This is a genomic window from Paraburkholderia sp. RL17-347-BIC-D (assembly GCF_046027915.1).
Taxonomy (GTDB): domain Bacteria; phylum Pseudomonadota; class Gammaproteobacteria; order Burkholderiales; family Burkholderiaceae; genus Paraburkholderia.
This window is the reverse complement of the sequence record NZ_JARESS010000030.1, coordinates 19,603-42,382: the sequence shown is the minus strand read 5'-3', so window position 1 is coordinate 42,382 and position 22,780 is coordinate 19,603. Positions and strand designations below refer to the sequence as shown.

The 22,780-nt window shown below is 63.6% G+C and carries 27 protein-coding genes; 11 read left to right on the top strand and 16 right to left on the bottom strand.

What is annotated here, in order from left to right; genetic code table 11:
- Positions 1–35: 35 nt before the first annotated feature.
- Both P0D96_RS31430 and P0D96_RS31425 read right to left on the bottom strand, forming a co-directional pair.
- Positions 36–2,612, bottom strand: a complete 2,577-nt coding sequence (locus P0D96_RS31430; RefSeq protein WP_408317322.1) for an ATP-binding response regulator — start codon at positions 2,610–2,612, stop codon at positions 36–38.
- A gap of 17 nt (positions 2,613–2,629) precedes the next feature.
- Positions 2,630–3,829 carry a hypothetical protein gene (locus P0D96_RS31425; RefSeq protein ID WP_408281559.1) on the bottom strand — a complete coding sequence of 400 codons (1,200 nt, stop codon included), beginning with the start codon at positions 3,827–3,829 and terminating at the stop codon, positions 2,630–2,632.
- 395 nt (positions 3,830–4,224) lie between these two features.
- Here P0D96_RS31425 and P0D96_RS31420 point away from each other — a divergent pair, with 395 nt between their 5' ends.
- Positions 4,225–4,623 (top strand): carotenoid oxygenase family protein, encoded by a 399-nt coding sequence (locus P0D96_RS31420; RefSeq protein ID WP_408317320.1) that lies wholly within the window; start codon positions 4,225–4,227, stop codon positions 4,621–4,623.
- 66 nt (positions 4,624–4,689) lie between these two features.
- Here the strand turns inward: P0D96_RS31420 and P0D96_RS31415 are convergent, their stop codons facing one another.
- Positions 4,690–4,875, bottom strand: coding sequence for a DUF3563 family protein (locus P0D96_RS31415; protein ID WP_132382649.1), 186 nt, complete (start codon positions 4,873–4,875; stop codon positions 4,690–4,692).
- 251 nt (positions 4,876–5,126) lie between these two features.
- On the opposite strand from P0D96_RS31415, the gene P0D96_RS31410 reads away from it, so the two are divergent.
- From P0D96_RS31410 to P0D96_RS31400, 3 genes are all read left to right on the top strand, one after another.
- Positions 5,127–5,408: a hypothetical protein gene (locus P0D96_RS31410; protein WP_408317318.1), complete on the top strand. Its 282-nt coding sequence runs from the start codon at positions 5,127–5,129 to the stop codon at positions 5,406–5,408.
- Between the two features lie 62 nt (positions 5,409–5,470).
- Positions 5,471–5,752, top strand: coding sequence for a hypothetical protein (locus tag P0D96_RS31405; protein WP_408177192.1), 282 nt, complete (start codon positions 5,471–5,473; stop codon positions 5,750–5,752).
- A gap of 135 nt (positions 5,753–5,887) precedes the next feature.
- Positions 5,888–6,889, top strand: a complete 1,002-nt coding sequence (locus P0D96_RS31400) for an alpha/beta hydrolase (protein ID WP_408317316.1) — start codon at positions 5,888–5,890, stop codon at positions 6,887–6,889.
- Here P0D96_RS31400 and P0D96_RS31395 read toward each other — a convergent pair.
- The 4 genes from P0D96_RS31395 to P0D96_RS31380 form a co-directional block, all read right to left on the bottom strand.
- Complete coding sequence (locus P0D96_RS31395; protein WP_408281545.1) at positions 6,852–7,838, bottom strand: alpha/beta fold hydrolase; 987 nt, start codon at positions 7,836–7,838, stop codon at positions 6,852–6,854. The two genes, P0D96_RS31400 and P0D96_RS31395, sit on opposite strands and share 38 nt — an antisense overlap.
- Positions 7,835–8,518: a response regulator transcription factor gene (locus P0D96_RS31390; RefSeq protein WP_342960036.1), complete on the bottom strand. Its 684-nt coding sequence runs from the start codon at positions 8,516–8,518 to the stop codon at positions 7,835–7,837. Before P0D96_RS31390 ends, P0D96_RS31395 begins: the two co-directional genes overlap by 4 nt.
- Before the next feature lie 309 nt (positions 8,519–8,827).
- The gene (locus P0D96_RS31385) at positions 8,828–8,971 is read right to left on the bottom strand and encodes a hypothetical protein (protein ID WP_408317314.1); all 144 of its coding nucleotides are present in this window, start codon (positions 8,969–8,971) and stop codon (positions 8,828–8,830) included.
- 156 nt (positions 8,972–9,127) lie between these two features.
- Positions 9,128–9,682, bottom strand: a complete 555-nt coding sequence (locus P0D96_RS31380) for a hypothetical protein (RefSeq protein ID WP_408317313.1) — start codon at positions 9,680–9,682, stop codon at positions 9,128–9,130.
- A gap of 333 nt (positions 9,683–10,015) precedes the next feature.
- Between P0D96_RS31380 and P0D96_RS31375 the strand changes: the two genes are divergently transcribed.
- Positions 10,016–10,297: a GCG_CRPN prefix-to-repeats domain-containing protein gene (locus tag P0D96_RS31375; protein WP_408281538.1), complete on the top strand. Its 282-nt coding sequence runs from the start codon at positions 10,016–10,018 to the stop codon at positions 10,295–10,297.
- A gap of 175 nt (positions 10,298–10,472) precedes the next feature.
- On the opposite strand, the gene P0D96_RS31370 is transcribed toward P0D96_RS31375, so the two are convergent.
- From P0D96_RS31370 to P0D96_RS31360, 3 genes are all read right to left on the bottom strand, one after another.
- Positions 10,473–12,479 (bottom strand): bifunctional DedA family/phosphatase PAP2 family protein, encoded by a 2,007-nt coding sequence (locus P0D96_RS31370; protein ID WP_408177197.1) that lies wholly within the window; start codon positions 12,477–12,479, stop codon positions 10,473–10,475.
- An 86-nt stretch (positions 12,480–12,565) separates the two neighbouring features.
- Positions 12,566–13,264, bottom strand: a complete 699-nt coding sequence (locus P0D96_RS31365; protein WP_408177198.1) for a glycine zipper 2TM domain-containing protein — start codon at positions 13,262–13,264, stop codon at positions 12,566–12,568.
- Between the two features lie 113 nt (positions 13,265–13,377).
- Positions 13,378–14,022 (bottom strand): HD domain-containing protein, encoded by a 645-nt coding sequence (locus tag P0D96_RS31360; RefSeq protein WP_408177199.1) that lies wholly within the window; start codon positions 14,020–14,022, stop codon positions 13,378–13,380.
- 160 nt (positions 14,023–14,182) lie between these two features.
- On the opposite strand from P0D96_RS31360, the gene P0D96_RS31355 reads away from it, so the two are divergent.
- Both P0D96_RS31355 and P0D96_RS31350 read left to right on the top strand, forming a co-directional pair.
- Complete coding sequence (locus P0D96_RS31355; protein ID WP_408177200.1) at positions 14,183–14,515, top strand: hypothetical protein; 333 nt, start codon at positions 14,183–14,185, stop codon at positions 14,513–14,515.
- Positions 14,516–14,605: 90 nt separating this feature from the next.
- Entirely contained in the window at positions 14,606–15,082 is a 477-nt protein-coding gene (locus P0D96_RS31350) for an OsmC family protein (protein WP_408317310.1), read from the top strand.
- Positions 15,083–15,137: 55 nt separating this feature from the next.
- Here P0D96_RS31350 and P0D96_RS31345 read toward each other — a convergent pair whose 3' ends face one another.
- Entirely contained in the window at positions 15,138–16,796 is a 1,659-nt protein-coding gene (locus tag P0D96_RS31345) for an NRAMP family divalent metal transporter (RefSeq protein WP_408317308.1), read from the bottom strand.
- A 123-nt stretch (positions 16,797–16,919) separates the two neighbouring features.
- On the bottom strand, positions 16,920–17,099 hold the full coding sequence (locus tag P0D96_RS31340) for a hypothetical protein (RefSeq protein WP_408177203.1): 180 nt from the start codon (positions 17,097–17,099) through the stop codon (positions 16,920–16,922).
- Positions 17,100–17,444: 345 nt separating this feature from the next.
- Here P0D96_RS31340 and P0D96_RS31335 point away from each other — a divergent pair, with 345 nt between their 5' ends.
- On the top strand, positions 17,445–17,900 hold the full coding sequence (locus P0D96_RS31335) for a hypothetical protein (protein WP_408177204.1): 456 nt from the start codon (positions 17,445–17,447) through the stop codon (positions 17,898–17,900).
- Positions 17,901–17,983: 83 nt separating this feature from the next.
- Here P0D96_RS31335 and P0D96_RS31330 read toward each other — a convergent pair whose 3' ends face one another.
- Positions 17,984–18,217, bottom strand: coding sequence for a hypothetical protein (locus tag P0D96_RS31330; protein ID WP_408281523.1), 234 nt, complete (start codon positions 18,215–18,217; stop codon positions 17,984–17,986).
- A gap of 66 nt (positions 18,218–18,283) precedes the next feature.
- A complete protein-coding gene (locus tag P0D96_RS31325) occupies positions 18,284–18,751 on the bottom strand; it encodes an Lrp/AsnC family transcriptional regulator (protein ID WP_408281521.1) in 468 nt (155 codons plus the stop codon).
- A 152-nt stretch (positions 18,752–18,903) separates the two neighbouring features.
- Here P0D96_RS31325 and P0D96_RS31320 point away from each other — a divergent pair, with 152 nt between their 5' ends.
- Positions 18,904–19,557: a LysE family translocator gene (locus tag P0D96_RS31320; RefSeq protein ID WP_408281518.1), complete on the top strand. Its 654-nt coding sequence runs from the start codon at positions 18,904–18,906 to the stop codon at positions 19,555–19,557.
- Positions 19,558–19,623: 66 nt separating this feature from the next.
- On the opposite strand, the gene P0D96_RS31315 is transcribed toward P0D96_RS31320, so the two are convergent.
- Positions 19,624–19,797, bottom strand: coding sequence for a DUF1289 domain-containing protein (locus tag P0D96_RS31315; RefSeq protein WP_132382683.1), 174 nt, complete (start codon positions 19,795–19,797; stop codon positions 19,624–19,626).
- Between the two features lie 132 nt (positions 19,798–19,929).
- Here P0D96_RS31315 and P0D96_RS31310 point away from each other — a divergent pair, with 132 nt between their 5' ends.
- Complete coding sequence (locus P0D96_RS31310) at positions 19,930–20,250, top strand: YnfA family protein (RefSeq protein ID WP_116121219.1); 321 nt, start codon at positions 19,930–19,932, stop codon at positions 20,248–20,250.
- 100 nt (positions 20,251–20,350) lie between these two features.
- Here P0D96_RS31310 and P0D96_RS31305 read toward each other — a convergent pair whose 3' ends face one another.
- Positions 20,351–20,860 (bottom strand): DUF1993 domain-containing protein, encoded by a 510-nt coding sequence (locus P0D96_RS31305; protein ID WP_408317306.1) that lies wholly within the window; start codon positions 20,858–20,860, stop codon positions 20,351–20,353.
- A 301-nt stretch (positions 20,861–21,161) separates the two neighbouring features.
- On the opposite strand from P0D96_RS31305, the gene P0D96_RS31300 reads away from it, so the two are divergent.
- Positions 21,162–22,721, top strand: a complete 1,560-nt coding sequence (locus tag P0D96_RS31300) for a S53 family peptidase (protein WP_408317304.1) — start codon at positions 21,162–21,164, stop codon at positions 22,719–22,721.
- Positions 22,722–22,780: the final 59 nt, after the last annotated feature.

Sequence of the window (22,780 nt, the reverse complement as noted above, 5' to 3'; positions counted from 1 at the left end):
CTGGATGGCCGCTTGTGTCACCGCTTGCATCACCACTAGTCGCTCAGAAAATCCCGATGATCGCGGCGTGCCTTGGCCGTGGCGAAATACGTCTGCAACGCATCGGTTGAACGCTCGCTCAAGATACAGATGCGCGCGAGCCAGTCGGTTTCCACCGGCCATTCGCCTTCCACCACGCGCGGATAGATTTGCCGCGCGAACTGATGCAGCGCTCTTGCGCCGATATTGCCGCTGACGCCCAGCAGGAGGTGCAGCGCGCCGTGCGTCGATTCGAGGTCGACAGCCGCGACACTGGCCGCCAGCCGGGCCACGAGCTGGCGAATCTGCTCGATGCCTTTGAGGAACGATTCGTCGAGCAGATCGAGCGACGCCAGTTCTTCGAGGTGTTTCTCGTCGAGCAGTTCGCTTTCGCTCACGATCGGCAGCTTGCCCGCCGGCATGGCCGGTGGCGTCGGCGGTAGACCGGCTTCCGTCGGCGCGTTCGAGCCACGTTGCCGTGCAAACTGTCTCGCAAGGCACGCATAGAGAGAACTGGCTTGCACGGGTTTGATCATGACTTCGTTCATGCCCACTGCCAGACAGGTCTGGACCGCCTTGATATCGGACTGGCTGGTCAATGCGATGATCGGCAGGGCGGCGTACGAATCGGCACGGGCGCGAATCGATGCGGTCGTTTCCAGGCCGCCCATTCCCGGCATATTCATATCCATGACGATCGCGTCGATCACGCCGTCCGCCTGCAGATGCGCGAGCACGGCCTGCCCATGCTCGGCCTCGACGACGCTCGCGCCGCATCGCTCCAGATAGGCTTTGGCCACCAGCCGGCTGTAGGTGTCGTCGTCCGCGACCAGGATCGATTTGCCGGAGAACGCGTCGGATTTCTGGCTCAAGTGGTGCCGGTTGCCGTTTTCGAAAAGCGCCTGGAGCGTCGTGATCAATTCGAGCACGCTGCAGGATTTGCTGATGATTTCGTCCATGCCGGCTCGGCGGGCGAGCACGCGCACCACCGTGCCGGGCTCGGCCGTATAGGCGGCGATCAGGACATTCCAGCTCGGATAATCGTGACCGGCGCGAATTCTCTCGGCGGTCGCGTAGCCATCCAGAACCGGCATGTTGATGTCCATCAACACGAGGTCGTAAGGGGCCGATTCCCGAAGCACGCTCAACGCGATCGCGCCGTTTTCCGCTTCACTCAGGTATGCGCCCACTTTCGACAGCGCACGGCAGGCTCGCGCGCGCTGACCCGCGTCGTCGTCCACGATGAGAATGCGCTTGTCTTTGAAGACCGGCGTGGCGCGTTCGAAAATCTGCCGCTCGTGGTCCACGATTTCGCTCTTCGGGACGACGGGAAACTGCAGCGTGAATTCCGTGAATTTGCCGACTTCCGAACGGCAACTGATGCTGCCGCCGAAGGCGCGCATCGCGCGCTGGCAATAGGCGAGTCCGAGTCCTGTGCCGTCCGAATTGCCCGCTGTACGGAAGGGCTCGAACAGATGCGACAGCATGTCGGGCGCAATGCCGGGACCGGTGTCGCGAACCATGACCGACTGCTGCTCGATCGTCAGCGTGAGCGTGGCCGCCGGGTGCGTAGCGATGTGATGCAGCGCGTTCTTGATCAGGTTGAACAGGGTGAACAGATAGACGGTTTCGTCGACCTTGAAGGTGAAGTCTTCCCGCACCACGAGCCTGACCTTGTCGCGCTCCTTCTCGTCGCCGAAGCCGTATTCTTCCAGCGCCTTACGCGTGGTGCTCGTCGCACTCAGATACGTGAGGTAATCCGGGCGAATGGGTTTGGCGCTGACTTCGTCGAGCGTCATGGCGATGATGCGCAGGCCACGCTCGATCGACAACTGCCCTTGAGCGAGATGGCGATAAAGCCCCGCGGCGCTCTCGGCACTGTCGTGGCTATCGTGCCTGTCGTGTGTGAGTGCCAGCGGCCGGTTGGAGCCCATTGTCGCGGGCAGGGCTTCTTCCACGCGATCCAGCACGTAGCGCAACTGGCTGAGAGGGTTGCGCATTTCATGAGCGATCGAACCGGCAAGGGCCTGCAACGCACGGTTCTTTTCGACGAAGATGCGCCCTTTGCTGATCGCATGGCTGAAGGCCATGCTGCACAGAACGACGACCGGCAGCAAGGCGAGATTCGATTGATCGGCGGCGGTCACGACAATCGGAACCGGCGAACTGATCACCGCGGCGAGCGCCCCGGAGAATACGCCGATGCCGATGCAGCCCATCAGCAAAAGCGGATTGTCGATGCACAGCGCCATGATGAAGATCATCATGACCTCGGTCATCATCCACATGGTGGAGAATGCATTTCTGATCGCGAGAAAAGTGCAAACGAATGGCAGTACGTAGATCAGGCAGCAATGCCAATAGATCAGCAGGTAATGGTTGAACCGCTTCGGCCAATGCGCCTGGAAAATCAACGGAATGCAGACGAGCGCCGCACTCAGTCGAAGGGAGAGATTGTCGTAAGGTTGCGGCAGGACATAGGTCCAGACTACGTAGTAGATGGGGTGGCACAGGAGGCCCAGTGCGCCGCCCCATCGTATTGCAAACCGGCTTCGTTCCAGCACGTCCCGCATGCTCTCGCGCGGTATTACCATCAGGCCTCCAATGACGTTTACGAGCCCATCAATTCTCGCTTGCCGCGAAGTTGTGCATCCAGTTCGATCGGCGAGCCGTTTTTCCCATGGAAAGGGCCGACCGCAAAGCCGTACTTCTTCAGCAGGCTGTGCGTGTAGGAGACGGACCACACGGGCGGGCTGCCGATGATGAAGTCGGACGCAATGCCTTCCTGCCAGGCGGAGTAGCCTTCGGCGAAACAGGTATAGCAATCGCGCGTGGTCGGCAGCCGGAACGGGAAGGTGGTGTTGAGTCCGGCCGGGCCACGGGCGAAGCACTCAATATATAGCGTATGACCGCGTGACGCGAGTTCAGCCTCGACGCTCGCCGCCCGGGGGTGCGAGTCGTCGATCCAGAACTGCGCGCGCTTGAGATCGGCTGCGGTGAGGTAGGGCACGCTGGTGCTGCTCGCCAGAATGGCGCCGTCGAAGTCCGGCAAGGGGGTGTTCGGACTGAACGTGTGCACGGAAACCCGCGTTTTGCCGAGCAGGTCCGACGCCATCAACTCCTTGGCTTGCTCCGTGAGCAGGTTCACCTTGTCCGGCAGATCGATCAGAACAAGCTCGCGCGGTGCATCTTTGTAGAGCGCGTATTTGGCCACCGTCGTGCCGAGCCGGCCGGCCGCACCGAATAGAGCAAGCTTGGTCTTGCCGAACTCGAGGTCGAGTTCATTGCAGCAGTGCATGGCCCAGTCTTTCAGCATCGCCGCGGTGGCGGCGTGACCCGTGGTGATATGCGGCGGCTTGGTATCGCGCGGCAGTGCGCCGTAGTTGCAGGCGTATGGCGTGGAGGCGCCCATTGCCACCATGTTCAGGCCCGCTTGTCTTGCCAGCTCCAGTGCCGGAAAAAATTGCGTCTCGCGGAATCGCTTGATGCCGCGCGGGCTGCCGAGCCATAGCTCGAGCGGAACCGGACAGGCTATATTGGCCCCGATGATCTGGGAGCCCGAATAGATCGGTGAGGCAATGAAAGGCTTGGTGTTCCAAAGCTCTTCTTCGAAAGACGCGTTTCGGTGCTTCACATTGTGAAATGAAAACGAAAGTGTCTCCCAGTCGGTAGCGTGAAATAAAAACCCGACACCGCCTTGGCCGGCAGGCAGGTTGTCCCGGATCTCGTCCGGGCTGATGGTGTGTTTAAGTGCCAAGGGGGCGCCCGTTTGAAGTTGACGAACCCCGGTTTGCTCTTCGGAATAGGCCATTACTTCGTGGTGAACAGAAGTTCTCATTTGATTTTCCCTTTGATTGAATCTCACGCTGAACAGTTAGCGCGACAAAGCCGACCGGCGTGTTGGATGGTCGACCCTTCAACTCTAGAGAAAACTGATGCGATGTGCCCGTCTGTTGGTTCGCATTGCCGAGAATGGGGGGCGTCGCGCGATCAGGTCGAACACGGTTGCGTGTGCATTCGAGTTCTTGACGGGTCGGCCGAGCGCCGCTGCCGGCAAGCCAGGCAAGCACCCGGCCGTGTCTTGCATGGCAGCGCTTCGATCTGGCAGATGTTTCTAATGAGAAGATGGGTTGACCAGACGGGGCGCTGAAATCAAAATCTTTCCATTGGAAAATTTTAAGCGGGCGTATGAATGAACGTTTGAAAATGAATGGCTACCGCGCCAACCCGGCGCCGATCGATTTCGAAGTCGACTGCGGCCCGCTGCCTGTGCGCGGCGAGTTGCCCTCCAGACTGGCGGGCGTGCTGGTCCGTAACGGCCCGAACCCGCTTCGTCCCGATCCGGCGCAGCACTGGTTTGCGGGGCATGGGATGGTCCATTGCTTCGAGTTCGCGAACGGCGGCGTGACGTACCGGAACCGCTGGGTACGCACGCAGCGCTGGCTTGCCGAACGGGCGAGTGTGGCCGTCGACGTCGGCGCTTTCGGCGCGCGGCCGCAGCAACGATGGAAATCCGCACCGCGTGCGGAACGGTTTTCATGGCAACTGGGTGACGGCGCGCAAATAGCCCGCGTGAACGGCGCGTTACGCCGGAGCACGAGCTAGTTGATCCACCCGCATTGGCAACGTTTGCACGAGCCACGCATTCCAGCGTGGGCGGGAACACGCGCTTCAAATCCTCCATTCGTGCGGCGTGCTGGACGAATACCAGCGCGCCGGATCCGCATGCGTTTCCACGACGTTGATGCGGTGTTCCAGATCGACCAGATCGACCGACGACGCCAGATAGGACTCGCGTTCGTGGTCCTCGGTGGTGATCAGCAAGGCGCTCAGTTTCCTGGCAAGTTCAGCAAACATGATTTTCTCCAGTCCGTGTTGCAACAGGCCGTTTCGGTCCGGCTGTGGGAGCCGGCGTTGCCCGTCGATGGAATGAAGCTTAGGCGCGAAGAATGAGCTGGAAATGAGCGCTCGAAACCGGCGATTAACGCCTTGGCAATGTGCGAATTTCGAACGGACACCCGGCTAATTTCCCCCTCATTCTGCGTGACCACAATGCAGTCATTCGATGCAGCCAACCGACTCGCACCGATCGACAAGGGGAACAGAAAATGAAAGTCATTCGCCATCTGGTAGTCGCTGCGGCGCTCGGTGTCGGCCTGGTGAGTTGCGCCGAAGCGCATGTGTTCGTCGGCGTGGGCGTAGGTGTAGGCGCGCCGGCGTTTCCGATGGTGCCGGTAGTGCCGGCTTACGTGCCGCCGCCGGTCTACTACGCAGCGCCGCCACCTCCGCCGGTGTACACGGCGCCTGTCGTGATTGGGTACTACGGGCATCCGCAGTATCCGCGCTATTACGGCGGGTGGGGTTACGGCTATGGCTACTGGCGCCGTTGAGGCGCGTGCCTGAACCGGCAGTACCACGAACCAACAATCAACGATCAAGAGGAATATCAGTCATGAAGCAACGTCAACTGGCTTTTGTCGCCGCTACCGCGCTGGCGCTTTCACTCGTATCCGGCTGTGCGGTCGCCGACGATGGTTACGGCTACGGCTACTACATGAGCCGTCATCCGAACATCGAAGCCGCGGATTTCAACGCGCAGCAGGCGATCGAGCGGATGCGCGCTGCACAGCGCGCCAACGGCTACGACATGGGCGGCCATGCAGGCCGGGCGATCGCCTTGATGCAGCAGGCTCGCGCCGAGATGCAGGTCTCCGCCGAAATGGCGACGCGTTGAGCGCGTCGACTACCTGGACAAGCGGGGCACATGCACGTCGAATCCGCGATGAATTCACGACGAACAGCCCCGCTCGCATCGCGCGAGCCGCGCTGACCACGGCGTCCGCGGCCGTTTCTTTCCGATCAGATCATCATGAACGTCCAGCAATCCCAAACCACTTCGACCGATGGCGTGCCGCTCGACACGCTTACGCGACCGCGTGCCGAAAGCTGGCAGGCCGCCTGGGTGCGACGCGCGATTCCGCTAGTGATGGCGCTGCACTTCAGTTCGAGCCGCCGCCCGGCGCCCGACGTGCAGGCGCTGCGTTTGCGCGCGCATCGCTACACTTTGCCTAGCCGGCTCGCCGCGGCATGCCTTTATCCGCGCGTGCGCCGTCACGCCGATGCCGAACTGAAGGGCGAATGGATTCGTCCGCCAGGCGCTTCACAGGAATCGGAAGAGACAGTGGTGCTGTACCTGCACGGCGGCGCGTACTACTTCGGCTCCCCCGCGACGCATCGTGCGTTGACCGTCGAACTGGCCCACTCGACGCAATCGGCGGTGTTCGCGCTGGACTACAGCCTCGCGCCCGAACATCCGTTTCCCGCCGCGCTGGAGGACACCTTGCGCGCCTATCGGGCGCTGCTGGCGCGCCGCATCGCGCCGAGTTCGATCGTGTTCGCCGGCGACTCGGCGGGCGCCGGGCTCGCGCTCGCCGCGCTGGTGGCGCTGCGCGACGCGGGCGAGCCGCTGCCCGCCGGGGCCGTGCTGTTCTCGCCTTGGGCGGACCTGACGACGATCTGGCGCGCGAGCCATAACGCGTTGTCGATGAACCGCACCGCGATGGAAGCGGCCGCCGACATGTATCTGCGCAACGTCAGGCGCTTCGAGCCGCTGGCGTCGCCCGCGCGCGCGAAGCTGCATGGCTTGCCGCCCATTCACGTGCAGACCAGTGACGCCGAGGCGTTGAGCACCGACGCGCGCGAGCTCGCGGCAAGACTGCAACGCGCAGGCAATGCAGTGGAGTTCGCACAATGGCATGCAATGCCGCACGCGTGGCAGTGCTTCGTGCCGTTCGTGCCGGAAGCGCGCGCGGCGCTGGCCGAGGCTTCGCGATTTATTTGCCGCTGCTGGGCGGGCGCGACCTTGCGATGAACGCGTTGATCGCGGCGGCGAGCGCCTGCGGGTATTGATACATCATCGCGTGGCCCGCCGAACGCACGACGAGCAGTTGCGCATGCGGAATCTGCTTGGCGAGCGCTTCCGAGTTCTGCTTCGGCAAGACCTGATCGTCGGCGCCCGTGAGGACCAGGGTAGCGAGGCGCACGTTCTTCAGCGCTGCTGCGGCGGCCTGGTCGCCGGCCCAGTCATGCAGCAGTGCGGACTGGCCTTCGGTCACCGTCGCCGAAATGGCCGGCGACTGGTAGCCGGCCGGCTGGAACATATTCTTACGGAAGCACCGTTGCGCTGCGTCCACCGCAGTGGGCGGAAACAGGACCCGCATGACGTCCATGAAGCTGGTGCCCGGCTTGCCGGACAGGGTGGCTTCGACGTCGGGCGTCACCGGCACGCCGAGCGACCCCGGCGCGGGCGCGCTCATGAGGACGATGCGCCGCACGGCGAGCGGCGGGTCGAACGCGAGTTGCTGGGCAATGGCGCCGCCCATCGACCAGCCGACGAAGGTGACGTCGGAGAGGTGCAGTGTGTCGATCAGCGCGGCGGCGTCGAGTGTCATGTCCCGTGCGGAAAAGCTGGATGCCGCCGGTTCGGAGCGGCCGATGCCGCGGTTGTCGAAGACGATCACTTCGTGCCGCCTGGCGAGATCGGTCAGAAAGGCGGCGTCCCATTCGGCCATCGTCGCGCGAAAGCCGGTTTGCAGCACGATCGGCGTGCCGCGGCCGAAGCGGTAGTACGCGATGTCGCCGTTCACCGTATGCGCGATCTGCTCACGAATCGATGGTTTGTGATCCGGGCGATCGGCAACGACCGGGCAGGCCTTTTCGTTCGCGTAGTGGACGGTTTTCGCTTCGACGAGCGCGGCCTGCGTGGCGCCGAATAACGCCAGCAGCGAAGTCGCCGCGATGAGACTGCGCAGGCGTGTCATGAAGCCGGTCCTTTGCCGGCTTCGCCGAGCATGACGGTCCAGCCGAGCCCTCGCACGTTGCGAATCACGGTGAGCCCGAACTTCTTGCGCACCGAATGAATCAGCACATCCACCGCGTTGCTTTCGACCTCTTTGCCCCAGCCGTACAAGCGGTCTTCGAGTTGTTCGCGCGACAGGATCGTGCCGGGGCGTTCGAGAAACGCGAGCATTAGCGCGAACTCGCGTGCGGAGAGTACGGTCGTGGTGCCGTTGCAGGTCAGCGTGCGTTTGTCGAGATCGAGGCTGAGCGATTCGTCGCCGAGACGCGACGACGCGTAGCCGGCCTTGCGGCGGATCACTGCACGGATGCGGGCGAGCAGTTCGGGGACGTCGAAAGGCTTGAGCAGGTAATCGTCGGCGCCGACATCGAGACCCTGTACGCGCGAATCGAGATCGTCGCGGGCGGTCAGGATCAACACCGGGACCGCGTTGCCGGCCGCGCGCGACGACTTCAGCAGCTCGATGCCGCTCATGCCGGGCAAGCCCAGATCGAGCAGCACGACAGTGTATTCGGCGTTGGCCATGGCGTCGCGCCCGGCGATGCCGTCCCTGACCCAGTCGACGCTATAGTCGGCGTCCTTGAGTGCACGCAGCAGACTTTGGCCAATCTGCAAATCGTCTTCAACGAGGAGAATTCTCATGATCGTCCTGTCGGCAGCAGTCAGGTTGTGCCTGGCTCGCAGCTCGCGGGGTGCGTGGCCGGGCCACGACAGGCGAGCGATTGAATGATAACCGACGCACGCGCGCCGGCATGATCCGCAGTGCCGATCTGGTCGAACGAGTGAGGGGGTTTGTGCGTGCCGACGCAAGCGTGGACGCAGGGCGATTCGAAGACTTTGCTGCGTGCGCAACGATGAGAGGCCGGGACTCGTGGCGTGCCGAAATCCTGCTGGCGCAGGTGGCGGATCGAGACGCCACATAACGCGGTGTGGCGGCTCGCTGTGTCGTCGTCAATAAGCGCCGGCCATGGCGAGCAGATAGAACGGCAGCAGATCTTCGTTCGATGGCGGCGGCTCCAGCGGTGCGCCGGCTGCGTCAGCGGTTGCGTTGGCGGTGTCGTCGGACTGGGTGGAAAGGGCGGTTTGCGTGTCCATGATGCTAATCCTCGTGATGATCGAACCGCATCTGCGGAGAGCCGAAGGGGTCTTTCCGTGCGGGATAGAGTCATCGTGAGCCTCGTGAATTAGCGTGAAATTAGTCGATGTTCCGAGCCCTGCGATGGTGGAGCGCAGGGCCGCCAAACGCCATTGCTAGCGCGATGCCTGCCCGGCCGCGTGCTGTTCCGGATACCACGACGTGAACTTGACCGCGGCGACCAGCGCGGCCACGGTCGCCATCACGCCCACCGAATGGGGCAGCGCCGGCGCATAAACCATCTCGATGTCCGCGAGCACCAGCATGCCGAACGCGAGCGCCCAGGCGGCGCTGATCACATAGTTGACGTGGATGAAACGCTCGCTGTTCCACTGCTCGCGATCGACGGTCTCGCGTGCGTATTGCAGCGTGAATGGCCGCCGCAATGCGATCGACGCCAGCACGATCAGCGCAAGCCCTGCATCGACACGCAGCCGTACCGCGGCGATCGACCAGTGCACGTCACTGGTCAGCGCATAGATGGCCAGCGCCCCAAATAGCAGGACGGTGCAGGCTTCCAGCAGCTTGACGTGGCGGGCCGGACTTACGAGATCGCGCACCAGCAGCGCGGCGGCGACGAGCGCACCGGCAAGCAGTCCCGCCTGCGCGCCGGCAAGGCGTTCGATCACCGCAAAGGCTAGAAACGGGGCAAAGCTCGGCAAGAGATTCATCGTGGACTCCAGAGTTGGGGGAGGTTCGCGTGATGGCAGCCGGCCGTGCGTTTCGCGTAACGCGGACTACGCATGACGGCCATGCGAAGCCAAATGCCGTTATGTTTACAGTGGAAAGATATTGCCTAAATTTTCAGCGCAAGTCAAGTGGAGATGATTGGCAGCCAATGTCATTCGTTCGCCGGGCAAATCACCTCGACGTCGACGCCGATCGACCCGCGGACGAGCGTCGTCCGAGTGCTCACTTTCACCTAACTCTCGAAGCCGATCATGCGTCCTGCAGCACACGAAAACGACGCTTATCGAAAACCACCAGGGTGAAGGAGAATCATCATGTCAACACTTCGTTCAGCATTGGCCGTCGCCGTCATGGCCGCGTCCGCTCTTGCGGTGAATACCGCTCACGCCGCCGAGGGCTGCGGTCCGAACGGCTGGCGCGGTACCTGGGGCCATTGCCATTACGCGCCGCCGGTCTATGTCGCGCCGCGTCCGGTGATCTATGCAGCGCCGCCGGTCTCGACCTACGCTTGCCCTCCCGGCTACTGGCTGGGCCCGTGGGGCCATTGCCGCGACACGCCATATCACGGCCGCCTGCCGAACGGCGGATGGCAATGAGCGGGCGCAAGCCTGATCCGTCGCCGGCGATGGGTCCGACGGCGGATCGTTCCAGGTCCGCCGCGTGCACAGACCTTATCCACAGAAAATGTTCGCAACCCTGTGGACAAGTCCTAGCCAAGCGAGATAACTGATTGAGTGCAGAAGGATTTCTTCGCGGGAGCAGCGAACGCGCTCACTCAATCGGCGAGGCGAGCAAGGACACCGGCACGCCATGGCAATTGACCCGGGCGACGAGCGCCGCGCCCAGCCCCGCACTCGACTTCTCGTGCGCATCGAACGAGGTCATCTCCCTGTCGACCCGCAGAATGTTGATGGGCCACGACGGCCGGGACAGCCGTTCGTGCGCGAAAGCCCCGACCCATAGCGGCGTGATGGACGTGCCGTTGCCCACCGCGTAACCGCTGGGCCAGAAACGCAGCACATCGCGTTCGTCGCGCGAGTCGCCCGGACGCATGAAGACCACCGAGGACGGCACGCCGTTGTTGAGTTTCGGCAAGACCGGCAGCGACACCGCGGCCACGTTGGGCGAGGCCAGCGAGAGCAGGCTGTGCGCCGAGACGTCCGTGCCCTCGACCCACCCTTGGGCGCGCAACTGTCCGCGGATCGAATCGAGATTCGAGACCCACTGCAGCGTGAGCGGCTCCTTGCGGTCGCCGCCCATATCCGAGCGGTAGCACGGCAGGCGCTTCCACAGGGACAGTGTCCATTCCGATTGCGTGACCAGCACGGGCGACGGACGCAGCGCGCTATCCGGCGGCGGGGTGGGCATGTTGAAGCCGATCTGCACGCCCACGCTGACCAGCACGACCGCCAGCACCACGACGGGCATGAACGCGCGTTCGGGCGGTGCTTCCGGGTGCCGCCACATCGCTGTCAACGCAACGATCGCCACCCAGATGTACGCGAGCGCGGCGCCGCCGATCGCATCCGACACCCAGTACCTGCCGAAGTACAGTCCCGCGAGCGCGACCACGATCACCACGATCGCACTCGCGGCCGCCACCAGCACGCCCTCCAGCCGGCCGACCCGGCGCGCCAGCAGAAACGCGAGGAAGCCGTACACGATGACGGTCGCGGCGACGTGATTGCTCGGAAACACATAGGCGCCGACCATCAGCTCATTGGGAGGCGCGCGGCGCATCGCGAACTGCAGCGCGAAGATCAGCAATTGGGAAAACACCACAGCCGCCAGCCAGTAGCCGATGGTGCGCCAGCGCCGCTCCAGCAGCATCCACACCGCGACCGTCACGACCAGCGCCGCGAGCGTGAGGCTGCTGCCGAGCGTCGAGAGTCCCGCAAGCACGGTGTCGCTCCAGGGCGTGCGTACCGATTGCAGGAAGTGATAGACGGAGAGGTCCACTTGCGTCAGCGGATCGCCGCTGATGACGTCGTCGAGCACGCCGAAAAAAAGCGCGCCCGACACGAGCACGACCAGCGACGTCAGCAGGATGCTGCTGGCGTCGGGTGTGCTGGGGTCGAGCATCCTGCGCGCGAAACGGCCGAACGGCCCCGGATGCCGGCACGCCCAACTCCCGAGCTGGCGGCCCGCCGCGCCCGACCATGCATTGGCATGCGAGAGCAGAAAACGCGCGGCGCGAAAGCTCAGCCAGACGATCCCCACCAGCAGCGCGATGATCACGACGAGCCGGAACGATACCGCGCCGGCCAGCAGCACCGAGGCGCCGAATATCATGCCCGGCAGGATATGGGCGGGCGCCCAGATCAGCGCGGACAGCACGTTCATTGCGTAGAAGCGCAGCGGCGACATGCCCAGCATGCCCGCCACCACTGGCACGATCGCCCGCAAGGGGCCGATGAAACGCGCCAGCACGACGCTCTTCGCGCCATGTTTGCGGAAGAAGCGGTGACCTGCCTCAAGCAGCTCGGGATGTTTGCGGAACGGCCAGAACTGGACGATCCGGTGCTTGTAGCGGCTGCCGATCCAGAAGCTCATGCCGTCGCCGGCGATGGCGCCCGCGATCGCCCACACCAGTGCCCAACCCAGGCTCAGCGAGCCGGTGCCGACCAGCGCGCCGGCGAGGAACATCGCGGTGCTGCCCGGAACGAAAGTGCCGATGACGGCGAGAGACTCCAGAAAGGCCGCCAGGAAGACGACCGTCAGCGTCCAGCCGGGATGACCGGCTAACAGATGCAGGAGGTGGATGTAGGCGTGCTCCATCGTGCGCGATCAGCCGTTCTGGCGTAACGATTGATCATAACGCGCGAGGGAGCCGTCTTATTCCTTTTTGGGGACCGCTCGCATGTTCACGAAGCGCTAAGCGAATCGCCGGAGACGTGAACGCGTTCGCCGATCTGCACGGCCGGTTGCGTCGGGTAGCTGAAGTTGCGATAGCTGCCGTCCTGCATGCGGACCTGGACTTCGTAAGTGGTCTGCTTGCGCACCGCGTGCTCGATGCCGTTACCGGCGAGTCCGCCGCCGACCGCGCCCGCAATCGTCGTGAGAATCTTGCCGCGGCCGCCGCCGATCTGATTGCCGACCAGCCCGCCCGCCACCGCTCCGCCCAGCGCGCCGAGCCCCGTGGTCGGCTCGGGCGCCTGCACCGTATTGATGGCGACGACTTCGCCCGCGTACGGATCGGCGGCGACCGGCCGCGGTGCCGCGGCGTCATAAGGTGCCTGGTAGCCCTGATTGTTTGCGTAGTTCGGCGCGGCCACCGGGTTTGCGCGGCGCGGGTGATGAACCGGCGGCCGGGCAGGGGCGGCTTGCTGCGCAGTCTGCTGAACCGGAGCCGGTTGCGGCGCCGCGATCGGCGCGCTGGCGATCTGCGGCGCCGCCGCCGTGACCGGCAGCGCCGGTTCGGTGACGGCATGCGAAGTCGGCAGCAGGCCGGTCATCGCGGCGATGCCGGTTGCGCTCGCCAGGATGACGGCGACAGCCGCGCCGGCAACCAGCGGATGAATACGGCTGCGTTGCGCTTGGCTGGTAGTGAGGTTCGTGTTCATGGCGGACTCCGCGGGTAGGTGCTTGCAATAACGCCGCGAAAGTGCGCCCGGTGGACACGGGTCGCGTGCTCCTTTGTAAGGATTTGTACAACTTCGCGCGTCCGGTTACACGTTCAGATTTCGTCGCTGAATTCGTCGAGGAAACGTTGCAGGCGGTCATGGCGCAGGCTCGCCAGACGCGCGCCGGTCGTCGTTTGAAAACCCGCGGAGAGTTTCAGCAGCTTGGTGTGGAAATGGTCGAGCGTGTAGCGCGTGTCGTCCAGTGGACGCCGCGTTGCGTGCGGATCAGCCGGATCGTACAAGGCGCGGCCCATCCGTCCGGCGACGTAGAAGCAGCGCGCCACACCCAGCATGCCGAGCGCGTCGAGCCGGTCGGCGTCCTGCAGCGTTTTCGCTTCGAGCGTGGTCGGCGTGACGGCGGCTGAAAAACTGTGTGCCTCGATTGCGTGCGCCGTGGCCTCGATTTGCGCTTGCGGCCAGCCGAGCGAGGCCAGCGCGCGTGCCGCTTTTTCCGCCGACAGGCGCGACGCCTGCGCGCGCAGCGGCGAGTTTTTTTCGACCGCGACGCAATCGTGCAGCAACGTGGCGGCGAACAGCACCTGCGCATCGCCGCCTTCTTCCGCCTGAATGGCCGCAGCGTTTTTCCAGACGCGTTGCAGATGCGAGGTGTCGTGCGAACCGTCGCCGTTGTCGTCGTAAGCGTGCGGCAGGAGAGTTCGGGCCAGATCCTGAAAGGGGGCGAAGGCGGGTTGTGTCATCGGTGCAGTCTGTGAAGAAAGCCGTCGATTATCGCGCATCGTTCGCCGAGTTCTGATCTGGCGGCGGTGAACGAAGCGGGTCGGGCGTCGTCATACTATTTGAGCGGCCGGCAATGCGGACACCGCGGCCGCGCAATTCGACGATGTAACGGAGTGGGCTATGAAGATCGTAAAGGGCAGTATCGTGGCGTCGGCACTCGTGATGGGTGTCGCCACGGCGGCATATGGGCAGTCGGTCGGCCTGCCGGGCAATGCCGGCGCGGGTGGCATGAATGGCGTGCAGTCCAGCGGGATCAATAACATGGGCGCCGCGGCGGGTGCGGGGCTGGGGACGGGAGCCGGCACCAGTCCGACACCGGGCGTCGGCACGATGGGCGGCGCGGGGGCCGGTCCCGCGCTCAACACCATGCGGGCAAACGGCACGAGCCTGAACATGAATCCGGACCCGCGCGTGCCCAATCTCGCCGGCAAGGGCATGCCGGCGCGGAATTAGTCAGCAAGCTGCGCGCGTCCATCGTGTGATGGCCGCGTATAAAATGCACGCCTCGGCAAGCGGATCCGATTCGACAGCAAGGAGATGGGCATGGCGTACGGGGAGCACAAATACAAGGTCTCGGTGCAGTGGACCGGCAATCGCGGAAGCGGCACTTCCGGTTATCGTGACTACGGGCGCGATCATGTGATTGCCGCGGGCAACAAGCCCGAGATTCCAGGCTCATCGGATGCAGCCTTTCTCGGCGACGCCGAGCGCTGGAATCCGGAAGATCTGCTGGTCGCCTCGGCCAGCGCCTGCCACAAACTCTGGTATCTGCATCTATGCGCGGATGCCGGCATCGCAGTGACCGCGTATCGCGACAACGCCGAAGGCACCATGCTCGACGATCCGAAGCAAGGCAGTTTTTTACAGATCGTTCTGCGTCCGCATGTCGTGATTCGCGCGGGCGGCGATGTCGAACTCGCCGCGCACCTGCATCACGTCGCGCACGAGAAGTGCTATATCGCGAACTCGGTCAACTTTCCGATTCTCTGCGAGCCGGTCATCGAAACGGATACGCATTGAACGAGGCGTTCTGGCCGCCGCTCGCCGAAGCGCGCGGGGGCTGGGCGCTATCGATTCAATGCAGCAGTGTCATCTGCACGACCTTCACGATCACCAGCGCGACTGCCACGATCAGATAGCCGCGCAACACGCCCATCCAGACACGCTTGGACATCGTCAATTGCGGCGCCGGCAGGTCGTCCAGGGGCGGCATGCGCCAGTTTGCGCGTGTTTCCTTCGACAGCCTGAACTCGCTTTCGTGAGTCGCGGAGTTTTCTGATTCCCGCCGCAGCTTGCGGACCACGACGGTGGCCGCATAGCCTGCTACGGCCATCAATGTGCCGCCTGCGAGCACTTCAAGAATCGCGTCGCCCGTGATGTCCGGATACATCACCGATGCCGTGAGAATGATGGATAGCATGACGAGCACCCAGACCACTGCGCCTGTAAAGACGTTGAGCTTCTTCGAGTTGACCCACGGTCCGAGAACCGCGCGGTCGTTGCACAACAGCAGCAGAAACACGGTCGCGCTCGGCAGCAGCACGCCGGCGAGCGTTTGCACTGCTTCCGTCAGAAGGCCGAGCGGGCTGCCCGGAATCAGCACCAGCGTCGCCGCGGCCGCCACGATGCCGAAATAGACGAGGTAGAAGCCCTTCGCGTCCGACACGCCGCGATGCAGCGAGTGGCGAATCTTGAAGACGTCGCCGATCGCGTAGGCGGTGGACAGCGACACCGCCGCCGCGCCGATGATGCATGCGTCGAGCAGCGCCACGGCGAAGAGCACGGCGGGCGTGCGGCCGGCATATCTTTCGAGGTCGGCGATCACGCCGCCCGCGTCGGTGAAATTGCCGGATTCCGGTTTGCCCGCGTAGAGCGCCGCGCAGAACGAGATCATGGCCACGGCGCCGATCATCACGAAGACGATACCGATCCACAGGTCGGCTTTTTCGTACTTCATGAAGCGCGGCGTGATGCGCTTGTCGACGATGTAGCTCTGCTGGAAAAACAACTGCCACGGCGCGACGGTGGTGCCGACAATGCCGATCACGAGCAGCATCACGTCGCTTAGTTTCGAGTGGGCGGGCCAGCCCGGAATCAGAAAGTCGTGCGCCATCTGGCCGGCCGGCGGATGAATCGACACCAGCACGGGCACCAGCAACAGGCTCATCAGACACAGCACCACGGCGAAGCGTTCGAAGCGCCGGAAGTTGCCCGTGCTGACCGCGGCCATCGTTACCGCCGCCGCGATGCAAACGCCGGCCACTTTCGAAATGCCGAAGAACTGAAGCACGAACGTAATGCCGATGAACTCGGTCACGATCGTGAGCGCGTTCAGGATGAACAGATCCACGACGCTGAAGGCGCCCCAGAACTTGCCGAAACGCTCGAAGATCAGCCGTGCGTGGCCGACGCCGGTCACGGCGCCCAGACGCAGCACCATTTCCTGATTGACGAACAGCACGGGCACGAGCAGCAGCATGGTCCACAACAGGGTCGTGCCGTAGTTCTGTCCCGCTTGCGTGTAGGTGCCGAAGGCGCCGGCATCGTTATCGCCGACCATCACGATGAGGCCGGGCCCGAGAATCGCAAGCAGCGTGCGCACGCGGGCCCACCAGCTGTTGCGCGCACCCGTGTCGTGGTGAGCGATGGTGCCGAGCGCGCCTTTGATGTCGCCGAGGTGCGCGTCGTCGAGAACGGCGCTGCGCGGTGGTGAGACGTTGATTGGAGTGGACATGCTAGCCGCCTGAGTAGGTTTGATTGGATTGAGCGGGGCGCCTTCGGGATTCGCTGGGTGTGCGCGGTCGGACGACGGCGGCGCGGGCGGATCGCGAAGGCGCGCTGAGCTGGGCGTGCGTAGTTACGAAGCGGTGTGCGAAACGGGCTGTGGAGCGGGCTGTGAAGCGCGGCGCGACGCGAGCGCCTTGAGGCGTTCCCAGGATGCGGCGAGCCAGTGCGGCTTGATGCCGTGCAGTGCGAGAGCGGCGTCGCTGTGGGTGTGGGTTTGCTGCAGGGTCGGTACGAGGATGGCGAAGTACATGTTATTTCTCCGGGCGTATGGCTTGACGCGGATTGCGGAAAGCCAGCAGACACGGAGCGCGGCGCATCGGGCGCGCGGCGAAGGACGTCTACTTGCTTTCCTTAGGCAAATAAAGCTTTGCGTGCCTGCCCGGTCGTGACTGAGCGGCACCTAAGCGGCATATGGGATAACTGTCACTGTCCATGGCGGCTCCTTATCGGCGTTCAGTACGCACGTGTTTGTCCACGCGCCCGGCCGCGCCGTTTCGAGCGAATCGAAACGGCGCGAGCGAACGCTGTTGCGAGCCGAGGCTCGCAACGCAATGCCATTCGGTGAGACGCACGTGCGCAAGCACGGCGCGGCCGGATGGCGCTAATCAAGGTGCACGGAGAGAGTTACTGCGGCGCGCACCGTCTGCCTGCTGGCAAGACGGCGGCTAAGAAAAGAGAGCGCGGGCGTCGGGCCGGTCAGGCAGTGAAGCTGTTCGAAAGTCGACTACTGCTGGTGTCCAAGGCATGGGCCCCGTTTGTGAAGACGGCGAATTTTAGGCACTCCGGCAAGCGGAAGTCAACATGCTTCGTTAAACGAAGCAAATATTCTTTTGTGGGGCGTGGGCTAGGCCACGTTGTGGTTGCCAGAGGTGTCTTGTCTTTCAGTTTAGACAGAAAAGAAAGGCAAATGAATGGTGTGTTTTTCGTCGCTGGCGCAGAGAGGTTGCGGCTGATATCGCGGGCCGGGTTCCATGTGCAGCTCGGCCTGATCTGGCGACTGCGCTTGCAAAAGCATGATGCGGTTGCAGCGCGTGTTCGTGACTCGCGGTGACAGGCGAGCGTGCCCAGTGGATGGAGCCGAACTTCGGGCGCGCTTCGCCGTCGCTACACGGGCAGAGCGCGCTTCGAGGCGTCTTAACGATTGCCGTCGAGCAGATCGCCAAGCAGTTCGTCGAACGCGGCTTGCGCGTCTTCGAGCTCCTGCAGCGCGGCGTCGAATGTTTGCAGCGCGAACTGCGAAGGCTTGCCGCTGCCGGCCGGCGGGAATTGCGATTGCAGCGACACGAACGCCGACTGCACCCGCTGCGTCGCGGTCAATACGCGCTGCATCGCCGCGGTTTCTTCGGCTCGCGCCTGTTCGTGATCCATGAGAACTCCGTATTCGTCTGGTGGGCTCGCGCCGTTTTCAAAGGGGTGACTATGCCACGTTCGCGTTCAGGACAGCGGCAAGCCGCCATTAGCCTTAATTTCGCGCAACGATAGCGCCGATTCCACCGATGTCACGCCAGGCAGGCTGCGCATCTCGTCGCGCATAAAGGTGCCGTAGTCGTCGAGGTCGCGTGCCACCACCTGCAGGATGTAATCGGCGCTGCCCGACACGTTGTGACACGTGAGGATTCGCGCAATGGCCTGCACCTCGCGCTCGAAGCGCGTCGCCACCGCGCGGTCGTGCACGGCAAACCGCACGTAGACAAATGCCACCACGCCGAAGCCGAGCGCGGAGCGTGACAGCATCGCGCGGTACTGGTCGATATAGCCGTCGTTTTCGAGGCGCTTGAGACGGCGCGCGCAGGGCGTTTCGCTCAGGCCGACCGTTTCGGCCAGCCGCGCGTTCGACATGCGGCCATCTTTCTGCAGCGCGGCAAGGATCGCGCGGTCTGTTTTATCGAGGTCGGTCGTCATGGCTCAGGTGCTGATTTCGGTTTGGAGGAAAGCATAGGCATAAGCCGTAATGTTAGCGCATTCCTCCAAACATAAAGTCAAGAGGCTGGTAATTCGCCAGCAAACCCTCCGCCGGCGATAGCAAGATAGAGCCTTGAAAACAGGAGAATTTCATGATTTCCGCACACTTGCTGGCCGTGTATATCGCAGCCCTTTTCGTCGTCTATGCCGTGCCCGGACCGGATATGGCGCTGGTGCTGCAAACCAGTATCGGACGCGGCGTGCGCAGTGGTTTCGCGGCCGCCGGCGGCCTCGGTCTCGCGCGCGCGACGCACGTCACGCTCTCGGCATGCGGGGTGGCCGCGCTGTTGCGCAGCGCGCCCTGGCTGTACGACGTGGTGCGCTATGGCGGCGCGGTTTATCTCGCATGGGTGGGCATTCAGATTTTTCGTTCGCCGGTGTTTGCGCTGCCTGACGGCACGACAACGGCGACCCCTGCGGGTGCTGCGGCGAGCATCGAGTCACGCCCGCTGCGGGCCGCCTTTGTCAAAGGCCTGCTGACCAACCTGCTCAACCCGAAAGCGTTGCTGTTCTGCTCGGTGTTGCTGCCGCAATTCGTGCGCCCGGAGGCGGGGCCGGTAGCCTTGCAGATGGTCGAACTCGGTCTGGTGCTGCTCGCTATCGGCGCCTGTTTCGACGTGATGTACGCGATCGGCGCCGCGCGGATCGCCGGCTGGATGCGGGCCCATCCGCTCGCGCAAGCGCTGCAGCGCTGGACCTTCTCGGCGGCGCTGATCGGCTTCGCGCTGCGGCTCTCGCTGGACTGACTCTGGCTGGGCATCACGTGGCGCGTTATCGGACCGCCACGCGCCCAACCGCGCAAGAGGGGCCGCCTACTTGCTCAGCTTATGCTCGCGCCGCGAGCGGTCCTCGATGATTTTCTTACGATGCTTGTCTTTCATCTTCTTCCAGCTTTTGCATTCGTCGCGCGTGCGCAGGCAGCCGATGCAGAAGCCGGTTTTGCTGTCGAACTTGCAGATGTCGATGCAGGGTGACGCGATGCTCATGGCGAATGGCAATTAAAGTAAATGCGAGGACTCTCGCATGCGCCATGCCCGCACGCAAAGTGATTGTGTTAATAAGGCCGATAGAGAGCCACAGCTTAGTCGTGGCATCACAATCACTCGCTTTCACTCTCAATGAAAACTTTTCTGCTTTATGCCGTGACCGCCATTGCTGAAATCGTCGGTTGCTATTTGCCGTGGCGGTGGTTGAAAGAGGGCGGTTCGATCTGGCTGCTGGTGCCGGGCGCGCTCAGCCTCGCGCTGTTCGCCTGGCTGCTGACCTTGCACGGCACCGCCGCAGGCCGCGTATATGCGGCTTACGGCGGTGTGTATGTGGCGGTGGCGATTGCCTGGCTATGGTGCGTCGACAAGGTGCGGCCCACGCTGTGGGACGCCGCCGGCGTGGCCTTTACGCTGGCCGGCATGGCGATCATCGCGTTCCAGCCGCGCGTTTGAGCTGGCCGGGGCGTGGATCTTTGCGCACCCCAACATGCATCTTTCTGTGAGCGCTCATTACCTTATCTGCGCAACCGTCAAAGCCACGCAGGCACGCCCTTTACTTGATGCCGCCGAGATAGTCGAGCTTGCCGAGTTCGACGCCGTTGTGACGCAGAATGTCATACGCCGTCGTGACGTGAAAATAGAAGTTCGGCAGCACGAAACCGAGCAGATACGACTGGCCCGTGAACTCGACCGGGCCCGTGCGCATCTTCAGCGTGATCGCGCGTTCTTCCGAGCCGTCGATCTGCTCCGCATTGAATTCCTTCAGATAATCGATCGTCTTTTTAAGGCGGCCAATCAATTCTTCAAAAGTCTGTTCGACATCTTCGTACTTCGGCGCTTCGACGCCGGCCAGACGCGCGGCGCAGCCCTTCGCGGTGTCGCTGGCGATATAGATCTGGCGCGTCAGCGGCAGCATGTCCGGCGCGAGCCTGCCGGTGGTGAACACCGACGGCTCGATCTGCTTCGCGGCGGCGTGCGCCTCGGCTTTGCCCAGAATGACCTGCAGGTTCGTCAGGCCGCGGATCAACAGGGGCAGTGATGCTTGATACATCGAAATTGACATGGGGCTTCCTCTGATTCTTTTGATCGTGCGCGCGGATGGCGCGCGAGGCAACGTAGCGGCTGGATTGCCGCTGCAGCATCATAGCGCGAGCGATGCAGGATGCGCATCGATGCGACACGACGTTAGCCATTCGGACAACTGCCGCGCGCGCCGGAACTGTGTTTGAATGGATTGGTCGGACGGTTTGACGTCCTTGATCAGCAAACTTGCCGCCGGCCTTAGGCAATGAGGTTGTGCAGGCGCGTGGCGTGCTGCGTCCCCCCGTGGAGCGCGCCGCCACGCTAACCGGAGAATCGACACCATGGTCAATAAGCACCCGCTGCCTGGCAGCGAACGCACAGTGGAACAGGGTTCGAAAGTCGTAGGGCAATGCGATCCGGCGGAGCGCATCGAAGTATTCATCATGTTGCGCCGTCAGCAGCAGGCGCAGTTCGACGCGCTGATGAGCAAGATCGAAGCCGGCGACCCCAGCGTCAAGCCGCTGTCGCGTGAGACGCTCGCCAAAGATTACGGCGCCGCGCCCGACGACATCGCCAAGGTCCAGGCCTTCGCCACCGCACACGGCCTGACGGTGGTGCGTGAAGATCCGGCCGCGCGCACGGTGCTGCTGAGCGGCACGATTGCCCAGTTCCAGGACGCGTTCGCCGTCAAGCTGGAACACTACGAACATCATTCGACCGGCCAGTTCCGCGGCCGCACCGGCACGATCAGCGTGCCCGACGATCTGCACGGCGTAGTGCAAGCCGTACTCGGCCTCGACGACCGCCCGCAGGCGCGTCCGCACTTTCGCATCCGGCCGCCGTTCCAGCCGGCCCGCGGTCATCAGGTTTCGTTCACGCCGCCGCAACTTGCATCGCTCTACCACTTTCCGCAAGGTGACGGGGGCGGTCAGTGCGTCGGCATCATCGAACTGGGCGGCGGCTATAACACCAGCGATCTCAAATCCTACTTCGCGAGCCTCGGCGTCGCATCGCCCAAGGTGAAATCGGTCGGCGTCGACCAGGGCAGCAACCAGCCGACGGGCGACCCGAACGGGCCGGACGGCGAAGTCACGCTCGACATCGAAATCGTCGGCGCGATCGCGCCGGGCGCGACGATCGCGGTGTATTTCACGCAGAACAGCGACGCCGGCTTCATTGACGCGGTGAGCCGCGCGGTGCACGACACGACCAACAAGCCATCGGTGATTTCGATCAGTTGGGGCGGCCCGGAGTCGAACTGGACCAGCCAGTCGTTGCAAGCCTTCAACAGCGTGCTGCAGTCGGCGGCGACCCTCGGCGTGACGGTCTGCGCGGCGTCGGGCGACAGCGGTTCGAGCGACGGCGCGGGCAGCGGCGACCAGGTCGACTTCCCGGCGTCGAGCCCGTATGTGCTGGCCTGCGGCGGCACGAGCCTCACTGCGTCGGGCACTTCGATCTCGCACGAGGCGGTGTGGAACGACGGCGCGCAGGGTGGTGCGACCGGCGGCGGCGTGAGCCAGGCCTTCCCGGTGCCCGTGTGGCAGAAGGGTCTGTCCGCCACCTCGTCGAGCGGCGGTAAGAAGGCGCTCGGCGGGCGCGGCGTGCCGGACGTGGCGGGCGACGCATCGCCCGTGACCGGCTACAGTGTATTGATCGACGGTACGCAGACGGTGGTCGGCGGCACCAGCGCGGTCGCGCCGCTGTGGGCCGCGCTGATCGCGCGCATCAATGCGGCGAAGGGGCAGCCGGCCGGCTTCATCAACCCCAAGCTGTACAAGGCGAGCGGCGCGTGCAACGACATCACGCAAGGCAACAACGGCAGTTTCGCGGCATCCGCGGGCTGGGATGCGTGCACGGGGCTCGGCAGTCCCAATGGTCAGAAGGTGGCGGCCGCACTATAGTCTGCAGGACACGCCCCGAAGGAAGTCCTTTGGGGCGACATAAAGACGTGAACGAAGAC